Raw genomic sequence first — 12,224 nt, forward strand, 5'->3', positions numbered from 1 at the left:
CACCCGATCACGCGCAGAACTCCTTATCGACGTTTTCACTGTTGGAAAAGTCGTGAATGCAGAATCATATCTCGATACTGAGAGAAAGAGGCCTTCGTGATCGCAGCCTTGTTGTGGTGCGCTTTTGCTTCGCCGAGAATGCTTCTGTAAAGATAACCGGGGAGACGATTGTCACCGGTGTTTCTCATATGATTCTGACTATCGTGCAGCGCATCACTAATTTTCATCCGTGCCATCTTTCCGATGTTATGAAATACATCAACGTAGGACAACACGTCACCGTGATGGTCGTACTTCCATTGGTTCTGCAAACGCTGCATTCGATCACGTAAACTAACGTCATCTATCTCACCAGTGCATACGAATTCGCAGATCAGCGCAAACAAATAGGTAAGTTCAAGAGGATACGGCTCGTCCCAAGCGGACGTGATATCCATCAATATGTCAAGCGCTTGCTTGACAGGCCGGATGTTCATTTCAAAACGCTCGGCTGTATCGTTCAGGAATATAGCGAAGTCGTGTAGACCTGCGTCCGGTATGGGCAAAGTCCATTTCGCAATGTCGGTTCCGCGGTCCTTCAGAATGTTCAAAATGATCTTTTCATTGGAAGCCTCTGGAAGTTTGTACGTCCTGTTGAAAAACCGCCCAAGGTACTCTCTGCTTTTAAACTCGTTCCCGTAGACTGCTTTTACGGAATGACTGAGCGAGGTCGTATCTGTTGCAATTAGAAATACGACGTTTGGAATGTCGAAGAGATGCTTGATTCTCTCAAGCATCGAAATGGCGTAGGTTGGCCTGCATCTATCTAATTCGTCAATGAAGATGAACAGAGGCAAAGGATGCTTCTTGGCATCCTTCAACGCCTCGATGATCAATTTCAAGCCCCCTTGGAATCTGTCGAGACTGTCCTTGGTTTGGTTGATCATATCAATTCGAGTTTGAGCGAACTTGTCGATTGCCGCGTCAGTGAATGAGTCGATTGTATTGTTGACCGTCTCGGCCATCTCTTCCGCAAAGCCTCTTTCAGACGGTTTGTCGTCGCTTTTCGTCGTGTTGTCGAAAACGCTCGTGACTTCCTCGACGCCGTTTTCGGCAACTTTATTGATTGCCTTTTTCAGTACGGCTTTGCTAAGCGCCCACGTTATATTGAGGAATTCAGACCGCACGACCCGCAGGCCATTTTGGAACTTTTCAGTTTTGGTAATTTCTTTTTGATCCTCGATACTTTTGAAGTACCGATCCAATGCGGCAACGACTATCGAAAAGGGGTCGTCAACAAAATCGTACTGCCAGGCATTTATAAAGATGGCCGGGTGTCCTGCCTCAACTACCTGATTGCGCAATGCGTTTAGAAAGAAAGTTTTGCCCTGACCCCAAGGCGCATCGATGTTGAGAACGAAAGACCCTTTTTGGGTACGAACATTTTCATCATTACGACCCTTTGCTAAACGGTAAAGGAACTCTCCGTCCCACTCGCGGTCAAGCAAATCATCTTTCCAAGCATTTGTTTCCATAGCACCTACCGAACCTCGTCTGAAGGAATTGAATCCCTACTGCGCTAAAGTTGCAATGACCGATAGGCTCTACCCACAGAAAGTCTTGACTCTAGCCTCTGGTTACTAACCGCAAACAATTGATGCCATTGAATGGAAAAGAAGTGTTAGCGTCCTGCTGAAGATTTGACTATCGGCACTGGACACTCCATCGTTTCACTGTCGAAACGAGATCTAGCAAAAGTGAAGACTTGAAAATTAAGGGTGGACTGCATCAACTTATAACCGCGAACCATCGCCCCCGATGAGTGTTATTAGGGTACGAACAGGGTGGTGTGAGCACCAGTGCCTAATGTCAATAGAAGAATAGTTCATTGATCTCGCTAGGAAAGGCTAGCAAGATTGAGCCTACATCGCCTGTAGATCGTCAGCGTTTAATACCTGTAGCAATTTGGATTGCTGCAATCTGAGTTCATTATCATCGAAGTGCAACTTGATGCGCCGTTTATCAACTGCGCCAAGGAAGACGTGCGTCTTCACTTCAAAAATATGCGGTATACAAAGGAAGTGGATATGAGTGAAAAATCAAAATCGTCGTCTCGTAACCGTGTGATTGTCGCCGGTCTGCGTTGGCTGATTAAGCAGTTTGTGGTCGCAGTAATCTTTCCTTTGTTGGTGATTTATCTGACGACCTATTTGCAGGGTGGGGAGGCACGGCCACCTTCCCAAAACTACTATGTTGCCTCGACCTGAGAATGGCCGAAAGGGGAGGCCTGCATCGGCCACTGTTATTCGTACTTAAGCGGGAGTTCTTCGTCCGCTGAAAATGAGTCAGAAGGTTTTCGCTTTGCCAAAATAGGCTCTTGTCTTTGAAGTCGTATTTTAGACGCGCCTTATCGTCTACCTGCTTTCTGATCATTGTCTGGTCAAGCAGGACCTTGAATGAGGTGTACGCAGGCCTTGTAATGCCGATCTTCAGTGACGGGTTAGAACTCAAGATACTGGCTATGCGTTCCTTCCCAACCTTAGCCCTGTGACCAAATATCAGACCGATTGGCATCATCGCGCGATCAAAGTAACCGAAATCTAGATTCGTGACATAGTCCTTCTCTTCATAAATATAGAACCTTCGCCACTCCTGCTCATATGTCCAGAAGTCCGACTTGATGGTTGAAATTTCTTCGAGTTGGTCGCGGCTTAAATCTTCGATACTTTTGACGTTGTATGCTTCGATACCCAAGCGCTTGTTAGCGTATTGAACCTTTCGCCATTCGGTCGGGTCAACGCGTAATGCTACGCAAACCCCTGCGTGTTTATCGGCGTAATGGCTCCACATAAGCGGTTCGTTCCAGTTCTCACTGGCGCAAATCATACCGCCCTTGCTAGTGAGCCTGTCACGGATCTTCTTCAAGTCATTGCGCTGCTCTTCCGTTTTCGCCGCGATGTTGAGAATGTCGAATGGATCATTGAGGGTATCGAAGGACGAAATCTTGATGCGCTTGTCCCGTATTGACGTCAGGCCGTGAACTAGCGAAGTGTAGTAATAGAGGATCATAACGCCATCTCGGATAAACTTAGGGACGATGAACGTTCACTAGTTCAACCTAATGCGGCAGGCAAGGCGGATGGTTCTGGATAAGGAAAAAGCCCCGTTTAGCAGGCTTGTTCGTGAATTGTTATCCTGACCGAATTGGACATTGCTACTGCTAAGAAATCCTCGTCCGATAGCGTTGCCATTTCGATGAAGCGCCGTTCGTTCTCGGCCCAATACCAGTCGTTTGGATGCACCGGACCTTTATTGAACCGATTATCAAAGTACCCGCACCATACATTGTCGTCGCTAGCCGTCCCATCGAACCATTCCCAGAACGCGCCTGTGCCGTAGTGAATGCGACCGTCCCTGCAAAGAATATTCTCTTCGGTATGGCCGTGAAGTTCTTCCGAGTATTTTACAACGCCGTGATCAAGAGCAGCGAGCGGTTCGGGCTTGCCGTAGATGATAGGTTCGCTCATACGGGTAGCCATCGGAACGAAACCCCATCAAATAAGATGGGTCGTCGTAACATAGGTATTGTGACCAAACAATAGACCTTGACGCGCTGTTAACCACAGGCGCCGGCAAGGAGATTTTTAGGCTTATTCACAGCTGTTTTGTCAACGAAAGGATTTCCAGTCTCGATGGGAACCGCAAGCACTCATTCGCGTTTATCACTCATACGCCGCCATTAAGGCGCAATGGCTTCAAATTGGGGGAAGGGCTGAGAGCGGCATATTAGTATTAACCTTTGCTTAACTTCCCGATGATTCTAATGTCGTGGGCAAGTCCGAGATTCGGTGCTAGAGTTCCGACATGAACAAGCCTTGAGGGGCGGACCGCGCGTCCAAACCCTGGTTTAATGCCCAGTCCGTGGACTGGTGATGCCCGATGTAGTGGTACTGGCATTCCATATTGGCTTGATGCCGCGGTCCTGAAGATTTCGGCACGCAGATCAAAAAGAGATTTTGCTGAAAAGCTCGATATGGCGCTTCCTCATGCTGGATCGTCGCATGCAACGTCATACATAGCGATCCGGTCAACAACATCCGTCGTGCCTGTGAAAGGAGATGGCAATGGCAGACATTATTTCGATTTCGACGGCGATACGCCGTCCTCAAAAAAGGACCGAGGCCGACGCGATTGCAGCAGGCCCAGCCCAGCTACTGTTTTTCACCGGCGTGCGCTACGAGCGTTGCGAGTTCGCCGATAAGACAAAGACGCGTAAGCGCAAGGTCAGCGGGACGGCTTCTTCTGAAGCGGCTCTCACCTCCTGATCGATATCTCTATTAAGGCCGTCTGGAGTGCGCCTACTTCAAAGACGCAGGCTCGCATGTAGCCTCTCCCAGGAACCGCTCCGCTTCTTCCAGGAAGCTCGCCTGCGGTACCATCGTTCGTAAAACGGCGTAGCCTTCGTTGCGACCTGCTTCCACCAAAATCGATTTCGATAGCGCCTGGACTTGCGCCTTGCGAATAGCACCGCTCTGCTCCGGGCTGGAGATCAAAATATCCAGTTCACCGCCCGCCGATGTGCGGTCGTTCATGCTGAAGATCTCATTCGACGCACTGTCGAAGATCGCGATCGACCAGAACGGCACCGCACCGAAAGCCGAAAGCCTGACCGGCTTTTCTTCGACATTATAGGTGCAGACGGCAACCCGCATGAACGGATCCTCACTGCCGAGGCCACCCTTTTGATGGCCATCCTTGTCGACCAGATGAAAACGATTGGGCACAGCCTGGAACACCGCGCGCGTGTAAGCGTCGCGGTTGGAGAAGTGCGGGATCGAGAAGAGGATGAGGAGGTGGAGAACAGCGGCACCAACCAAGCCCGTGAAGACGGCGAGAATGACCCTAAGCATTGCCGCAATCCGTCTTGTCAATGGTTGGCATGGTGATGTCGATCAGGCCGGCACTTCCAGCAATCGGGGTATCGAGCAGGGTCAGTACCAGCTTGAAATTGCCGGTTGCCGGCACGGCAAGCCAGTTGAAGGGCGTTGCGGTCGACGCAAGCGTAATGGAAACCCCGCCTTCGGGGCCATGCAGGAGATTGCGCGAGTTAAGCGCGACAGGCCGTCCGGAGCCGTCATCCAGGAGATTGCCCTGCTGATCGGCAACATAGACGGTCCAGAAGCGGGCAGGCGGCAGTTTGCCGGTGAGAGTGTAGCGGCACTGGCCGGTGAGGCGTTGACCGCTGCTGTCATTCGCCGCGGTAAAGGCCAAACCTTCGGCCGTTCCGTAGAGAAGCTTGCCCGCATCAGCCCGGTGGGCCTTGGCATAGGGGTCTGCCTCGATCGTCTGTGATTCGGGAAACGCATCCCATGCGCCGATCTTGATCGACCCGAAACCGGATGTGGCCTCGAGCGCCACAAGGGTGGAAACAATACCACCGCCAAAGGCAATGACGAGGGAGATGGCGACAAGAAACGGAACTCGAAACACGCTGCTTTCCCGATTTGGAGCAGCGTCACGGTTAGCATTGATTCCGACTCGGGGAAATGCCTTGCATGAGGGATGAACCGGCCTTTACCGAAATATTCCGCTTCTTGAATATGCGTTACGTAAGGGACACCGGCGACAGGTTATCGAAGCGCCGCCCTCATGGGCGGTGGCAGACGCGCCAGACCTGCATCCGCCCCGGCGCAAAAGAGAGTGTCGGGCAGAGTTCCGGACGCCATAAAAAGGGCCGGTCAACCGATCAGGTCGCCGGCCATTCTTCATCGTCGATATTTCTCAATTCGTAGGGGCGGGTGATGCGGGAGCTGCGGGCTGCGCAGGTGCCGCAGGCTGGGCAGGAACTGCGGGTGCTGCTGGTTGTCCCGCTTGGGCAGTGCCGCCGGACGATGCGCCGGAGACATCGTCGGTCGCAATCGGTGCCGGTGTGACAGCGCCATCTGCGGCTGCGACACGCCACACCGTATTGCCCGCATCATCTGCCACCAGCAGGGCGCCGGTGCCATCGATGCCGACGCCGACGGGACGGCCTCTGGCCTTGTCGCCTTGAAGGAAGCCCGTTACCACGTCCTGCGTCTTGCCCACGGGTTTGCCGTTTTCGAAGGGCACGAAGGTCACCCGATAACCGTTGAAGGCCGTCCTGTTCCAGCTCCCATGTTCGCCGATGAAGGCACCGTTCTGATAGGGGGCGGGCAGCGCCGAGTTCAGCGAGAAGGTCAGGCCAAGCGCCGCGACATGGCTGGACAGCGCGTAATCCGGCTTGATCGCCTTTTCCACCATATCCGGCCGGAGAGGATGCACGCGGTCATCCACATGATTGCCGTAATAGCTCCAAGGCCAGCCGTAGAAGCCGCCTTCCTTCACCGAGGTCATGTAGTCCGGCACAAGATTCGGCCCGAGCTCATCGCGCTCGTTGATGACGGCCCAGAGTTCCTTGCTTTCGGGGTTGAAGGCAAGACCGTTCGGATTGCGCAAGCCAGATGCGAACAGCTTCCACGCGCCTGTCTGGCGGTCGACCTGCAAAATGGCAGCGCGGTTCTTTTCGGCCTCCAATCCGTTTTCGGTGATGTTCGAGTTCGAACCGACGGAGGCATAAAGGAACTTGCCATCGGGGCTCAGCGCCAGATCCTTTGTCCAGTGGTGGTTGATCGGACCACCGGGAAGTTGTGTCAGCACACGCGGTTCGGCGGTGATTTCGTTCTGACCCAGTTGATAGGGGTAGGCGAGAATTTCATTGGAGGTTGCGACATAAAGCGTATTGTCGGCAAAGGCGACGCCAAAGGGCGAGTCGAGCTTTTTCAGAAGATCGTGGCGCTCATCCACAACGCCATCTCGGTTCGTGTCTCTGAGCAGCGTGATGATGTTGCTTTCCTTCGGCGGTCCACCGGTTTCACCATGGGCGATCGACATGATGAAGCCGCGAATGATGTCCTTGGGACGCGACGATGATTGGCCGCCTTGCGGTGCACGCGACTGCACCACCAGAACGTCGCCATTCGGTAGCGTATGCACGGTGCGCGGATTGACGAGGTCCTTCTGATAGACGGAGATCTTCAGGCCTTCCGGCACCGTCGGCATTTCGCCGTCCTTCCAGCCCACCACCTCTGCGACCTTGAGGTCGGGGATCAAGCTCATGGAGGGCTCGGGAAGAACAGGGTCTGGGCCTATCTGCTGGGAAATATCGAAATTATCGTTCTGCTCGCTGCAGGCCGGCAGGATGAGCGCAACGCCTGCAAGCAGCAGGGCGGGGGCGAGAATGCGGGAAACCATGATCATACTCTCCAGGCCAGACGGGCATATTTGCGGGAGGAGGCGGAGACCGCCATCAACGACACCACGAAGGTGATGGCCGAAAGCAGTAGCCCGTAGGGCACCACAGCCGTCCAACCGTCACCGGCGTGAACGAGACTGTTGATGAAGGCGAGGAGCAGCATCACGATGAACAGGAAGATGGAGACAAAGGACGGACGCATCGGTCGTGTGCGCCGGCGCAGCAGATCGATGAGACCGGCAAGAATTGCCAGACCGCCAGCGACCAGCCCCGCAAAAAGAAGCCAAGCCGAAAAATTCGACCACATCAGGTTGGCAGTGCGCCAATAGGCAATGTCCGTCGCAAGCGTCAGCGAAAAACAGACGAAGGGAAAAGGCACGAACAGCAGCTGAAAAGGATAGGCGGAAGCTTCCCCGTGGGATGCATCACTCATGTCTTGGCTCCAACCGGCATTGAGGGGAGCGCCCGACCGCCATTGGCTTCGGGCGCTATTATGCCCTGGCAAACGGTTGGAGAAGGTGTTTGGTTGCAGTTCTTTTGATGTACCGGCTTGCTGTTAGGTCAGATGGCTCACTTGGTTGCGGATGTGCCACCTCCGTCGCCTAATTCCACTGGCATAGAGATTGTCCGGGCGAGGATGTGGCATCGCTGTTACATGACTGACACGCGACCGCATTAGCATGCTGCAATGAAATCGCGCGTCATTGTTTTTACCACTCTCGCCATCACGCAGATCGCCGGATGGGGTGTCATCGGCATCCTGCCGGTGTTGGCATCCTCCATTGCCAAAGATCTTCAAGTCGACCTAGCGACAGCGTTTCTCGGTGTGACAGCGATGTATGTGGTGATGGGCCTGTCCGCTCCTCTTGTGGGAAAAGCCTTCGCTAGGTTGGGTGTGAAACACGTCATGCTATGCGGGGCAGGCTTGATCGGTATGGCCCTCGCTGCAATGGCGAGCGTCAACTCGCTCGCGGCCTACCTGGCATGCTGGTGCGCCATCGGCGTTGGTGGCGCTATGTTTCTAACAACGTCCGCCTATGCCTATCTCGCGGAGTTCGCAGGCAACAGAGCGCGAGGCATGATCGGGTCATTGATGTTGGTAACCGGCCTTGCGGGCAGCGTCTTCTGGCCGCTGACGGCTTGGCTTGATCATCTCTTGGGTTGGCGCGGCGTAACGCAAATCTATGGGGGCGGCGTGCTTCTGCTTGTCCTCCCCTTGCTCGCTTTGAGCCTTCCAGATGTCAGAAGCACTTCTGCATCTCCAGTTTCCGGCAGAACGAAGAACCGTAGAGGTCATATTCTCTGGTTCCTCGTCGCCGCCATCTCGTTGAACAGTTTTGTTACCCTGGGAATGGAATCGGTTGGCATAGAGTTGTTTAAGGCGCTGGGTGCTGATCTGACTTTGGCAGTGGGCCTGGCCTCCTTCATGGGTGTTCTCAAAGTTGGCGGGCGGCTGATAGACGTGATAGGAGGCCAGACATGGAACGCGATTTGGACTGGAATCTTATCAGGAGCCATGATCCCTGCGGCTATGCTGATACCTGTGGTGTTCGGCCCCAGTAGCGGTGCCATCTTTGCCTATATAGTCATTTTCGGCATTGGCAGCGGCGCTTTTGCAGTGGCACGGGCTACAATGCCTTTGGAGTTCTATGAGAAATCGGACTATGCCGCTGCAATGTCGATGATCGGCTTGCCTATGAATTTGGTGAATGCCACGGCACCGCCGCTTCTGTCCGGCCTCATGGCCTTTGCTGGCCCCTCCGCCATGCTCTTGCTGATGGTGGCGTGCAGCGGAGCGGCGCTGTGCTCATTGCTGACGCTCGGCCATTTCAAGAACCGCCAACGCGGGTTGGTTGCCTGAGAGCGTCAGTCTCTCAACGTTTAACCCCATCACCAACATCAGCCACCTTCTGCGGCGACAAGGTCGGCGCTGAAGCCTCTTTCAACTGCTGGCCGACGGCGCGAAGAATCCGGGTGGCTTCGGCGGAAAGAGAGCGGGGGCGGGTGAGTGCAGGGAGTGCATTGGCGTCGGCTGAGGCAACCTGCGCGGCATTGGCGGCAGGTTGTGGGCGCGAGCCCGTTGGCAGCGGGTTCTGGATGCCGGGAATGGGACGCAGTTCCATGCCTTGATGGGCATAGTCCATCAGCCGCTTGAAGGTCATGGCGGGAAGCGCGCCGCCGGTCATGTTGTTCATCGAGGTGAAGTCGTCGTTACCGAACCACACGGCAGTCGTGTAGTTACCGGTAAAGCCGACATACCAGGCGTCACGATAGGCCTGCGACGTTCCGGTCTTGCCGCCGGAGACGATGCCATTGTCCAGTGCGCCGCGCCGCGCGGTTCCCTCCACCGGAATCGTCACCAGCATACGGTTCATCTTCGAGGTCGCTTCTTCCGAAAGCACACGATGGGCGGGCGGTTCATCGCGGTCGAAGTCGTAGAGAACCTTGCCTTCGTAATCGAGAACCTGCTCAATGCCGTGGCGACGAGATTGCATGCCATTGGCGGGAAAGACGGCGTAGCCCGTCGCCTGATCCAGCACGGTCAGTTCTGAGGTGCCGAGCGGAATGGTCTTGTCGCTGCGAAGCGGCGTGGCAACGCCCATCGCTTTTGCCGTGTCGACGATGATCTGCGTGCCGAGCACGTCCTTGGCGAGACGCACCGGAACGGTGTTGTAGGATTTGGCCAGTGCAGTCTGCAGTGTCACCTTGCCGGCATAGGAGCGGCCGTAATTCTGTGGCGACCAGCCACGCCAGGTGACTGGCGCGTCGGAAATCAGCGTTTCCGGCTTGTAGCCCTTTTCCATGGCGGCAGAGTAGGTGTAGACCTTGAACGAAGAACCGGGCTGGCGAAGCGCCGCCGTTGCGCGGTTGAACTGGCTTTCGCCATAGTCACGACCACCGACCATGGCGCGGATGCCGCCGCCATTTTCGATCATCACCATCGCGCCCTGCTTGACCTTGTAACCTTCGCCAAATTCGCGAAGGCTGCCTTCCATGGCCTGCTCGGCAGCCTGCTGCAGGCCGGTATCGATGGTGGTGCGCACCACTACGGTGTGGTCTTTGATCTTGCCTTCCCTGGCCAAGCGCTGGACTTCGTCAAAGGCCCAATCAAGGAAGTAATCGGGTGCCTGCACCTCTTCGCGGTCGATAACGGTTGCCGGGTTGCGACGCGCACCCACAACCTGGCCTTCGGTCATCAATCCACCCTGGACGAGGTTGGAGAGAACCGTGTTGGCACGCGCACGTGCCGCCGGCAGGTTCACATGCGGCGCGTATTTCGCCGGAGCTTTAAACAGACCGGCAAGGATGGCGGATTCCGCCAGCGTCACGTCGGTCAGGTTCTTGCCGAAGTAAAACTGGGCAGCTGCTGCCGCGCCAAAGGTGCCGCCGCCCATATAGGCGCGGTCGAGATAGAGCGCGAGGATTTCCTTCTTCGACATATTGGCTTCCAGCCACAATGCCAGGAAGGCTTCCTTGATCTTGCGCTCCAACGAGCGCTCATTGGTGAGAAACAGGTTCTTGGCAAGCTGCTGCGTCAGCGTCGAGCCACCCTGTACGACGCCACCAGCCCGCGCGTTCTCGCTCATGGCGCGGGCAAGGCCGATGAAATCGATGCCGAAATGATCGAAGAAGCGCCGGTCTTCGGTTGCCAGAACCGCCTTGATGAAGTGATCCGGCATCTGGTCGATCGGAACGGAATCCTCGTGAATGATGCCGCGATGGCCGATCGTGTTGCCGTAGCGATCGAGGAAGGTCACCGCAAAATCGCCGCGGTAGCGCCAGTCTTTCTTGGTTTCCTCGAAGGCGGGAAGTGCGAGTGCCAGCATGACGACGGAGCCGGCTGCACCGACGGTCAGCGCATTGCAGGTCATGTTGACAAGAAATTTCTTCCAGCCGCGCACATGCAGTTTGCGAGAGGCGATCGTCACCTCTTCCCAGAAATCGAATGCACGGGATGCGGCTGTCCACAGGCTTGAATCGATCCAGGAATCGATGCGAAGCAGAATATGGCGTTTACGGCGCGCCGGTTTCTTGTTGTTGTCTTCCTGCACCTGAAACGTATTCCTGTTCGATGTGGTGAGTGAACGCTTGACGCGGTTACCTTGCGCGGGTCATTCCTCACCACCACTCCGCCGGATTTAAGAATTATCTTATAATCCAGCCCGTGGCGATACGACAAAGCGGGCTTTTCTATTTGATGCCCGAAGATGCAAAATGAAACGGAAATCTTAACGATGAGTGACGCGCCGTTCTGGAAAACCAAATCGCTGGCGCAAATGAGTAACAGCGAATGGGAGAGCTTGTGCGATGGCTGTGGCCTCTGTTGTCTCAACAAGCTGGAAGACTGGGATACGGGCGAGGTGGTGTTCACCTCCGTCGCCTGCCAGCTGCTGGACGGCACGAGCTGTCGCTGCTCCGATTACGAAAACCGGCGCGCCACCGTGCCCGATTGTATCCAGCTCGATCTGAAGCTGGTCGATGAGATCGGCTGGTTGCCGCCGACCTGTGCCTACGCGTTGGTCCGGGACGGGAAGGATCTCTACTGGTGGCATCATCTGGTCTCGGGCGATCCCGAAACGGTTCATATCGCGGGCATTTCCGCACGTGGACGCACGGTCAACGAGAAGGACGTCCCTGTGGATGATTTCGAGGACTATGTGGTGGACTGGCCTTTGACGGTGGGATGGCGACCAGAGGCGCAAAAGCCGCGTTGAGCAGGGGTGGTCTGTGCCGAATGCAAACTGTCGCGAAGCCCGTCCTATTCCTGCCGCATCAAGTCTCTATCCCAATACCTTACTTTTCTTGTGCCCGTTCCCGGCTATGATGCTTTGCCGGATGATCAAGGACCCTGCATGCGCCAAAGTCAAAAGCATGGTCAGCGCAAAAGCGTTACGCGGTTTTGCGCTGACGATATGCCACAAAAACAGGAGCACAAGCGTGAAGAGCGTATCTGAAAGATCGCGGCACGCTT

11 protein-coding genes are annotated in these 12,224 nt (G+C 55.1%); 3 read left to right on the plus strand and 8 right to left on the minus strand.

Annotated features, from left to right (window positions below; genetic code table 11):
- Positions 1–35: 35 nt before the first annotated feature.
- The 3 genes from QE408_RS12855 to QE408_RS12865 all read right to left on the minus strand — a co-directional run bounded on the left by QE408_RS12855 (position 36) and on the right by QE408_RS12865 (position 3,506).
- Entirely contained in the window at positions 36–1,514 is a 1,479-nt protein-coding gene (locus tag QE408_RS12855) for a KAP family P-loop NTPase fold protein (protein WP_306931689.1), read from the minus strand.
- Between the two features lie 616 nt (positions 1,515–2,130).
- Positions 2,131–3,048 carry a DUF2971 domain-containing protein gene (locus QE408_RS12860; protein WP_306931691.1) on the minus strand — a complete coding sequence of 306 codons (918 nt, stop codon included), beginning with the start codon at positions 3,046–3,048 and terminating at the stop codon, positions 2,131–2,133.
- A 98-nt stretch (positions 3,049–3,146) separates the two neighbouring features.
- Positions 3,147–3,506, minus strand: coding sequence for a hypothetical protein (locus QE408_RS12865; RefSeq protein ID WP_306931693.1), 360 nt, complete (start codon positions 3,504–3,506; stop codon positions 3,147–3,149).
- Between the two features lie 597 nt (positions 3,507–4,103).
- Here QE408_RS12865 and QE408_RS12870 point away from each other — a divergent pair.
- A complete protein-coding gene (locus QE408_RS12870) occupies positions 4,104–4,304 on the plus strand; it encodes a hypothetical protein (protein ID WP_306931695.1) in 201 nt (66 codons plus the stop codon).
- Positions 4,305–4,337: 33 nt separating this feature from the next.
- Here QE408_RS12870 and QE408_RS12875 read toward each other — a convergent pair whose 3' ends face one another.
- From QE408_RS12875 to QE408_RS12890, 4 genes are all read right to left on the minus strand, one after another.
- Positions 4,338–4,889, minus strand: coding sequence for a DUF1254 domain-containing protein (locus QE408_RS12875; RefSeq protein ID WP_306931697.1), 552 nt, complete (start codon positions 4,887–4,889; stop codon positions 4,338–4,340).
- On the minus strand, positions 4,882–5,469 hold the full coding sequence (locus QE408_RS12880; RefSeq protein WP_306931699.1) for a DUF1214 domain-containing protein: 588 nt from the start codon (positions 5,467–5,469) through the stop codon (positions 4,882–4,884). The genes QE408_RS12875 and QE408_RS12880 overlap by 8 nt, the downstream gene beginning before the upstream one ends.
- A 291-nt stretch (positions 5,470–5,760) precedes the next feature.
- Positions 5,761–7,251, minus strand: a complete 1,491-nt coding sequence (locus QE408_RS12885; RefSeq protein ID WP_306931701.1) for a PQQ-dependent sugar dehydrogenase — start codon at positions 7,249–7,251, stop codon at positions 5,761–5,763.
- A 2-nt stretch (positions 7,252–7,253) separates the two neighbouring features.
- Entirely contained in the window at positions 7,254–7,685 is a 432-nt protein-coding gene (locus QE408_RS12890; RefSeq protein WP_306931702.1) for a DUF2231 domain-containing protein, read from the minus strand.
- A 255-nt stretch (positions 7,686–7,940) separates the two neighbouring features.
- On the opposite strand from QE408_RS12890, the gene QE408_RS12895 reads away from it, so the two are divergent.
- On the plus strand, positions 7,941–9,113 hold the full coding sequence (locus QE408_RS12895) for an MFS transporter (RefSeq protein ID WP_306931704.1): 1,173 nt from the start codon (positions 7,941–7,943) through the stop codon (positions 9,111–9,113).
- Between the two features lie 13 nt (positions 9,114–9,126).
- Here QE408_RS12895 and QE408_RS12900 read toward each other — a convergent pair whose 3' ends face one another.
- The gene (locus QE408_RS12900) at positions 9,127–11,304 is read right to left on the minus strand and encodes a transglycosylase domain-containing protein (protein ID WP_306931705.1); all 2,178 of its coding nucleotides are present in this window, start codon (positions 11,302–11,304) and stop codon (positions 9,127–9,129) included.
- A gap of 183 nt (positions 11,305–11,487) precedes the next feature.
- Between QE408_RS12900 and QE408_RS12905 the strand changes: the two genes are divergently transcribed.
- Entirely contained in the window at positions 11,488–11,967 is a 480-nt protein-coding gene (locus QE408_RS12905) for a YcgN family cysteine cluster protein (RefSeq protein WP_306931707.1), read from the plus strand.
- Positions 11,968–12,224: the final 257 nt, after the last annotated feature.

Origin of the sequence: Agrobacterium larrymoorei, from assembly GCF_030819275.1 — a bacterium.
GTDB lineage: Bacteria > Pseudomonadota > Alphaproteobacteria > Rhizobiales > Rhizobiaceae > Agrobacterium > Agrobacterium larrymoorei_B.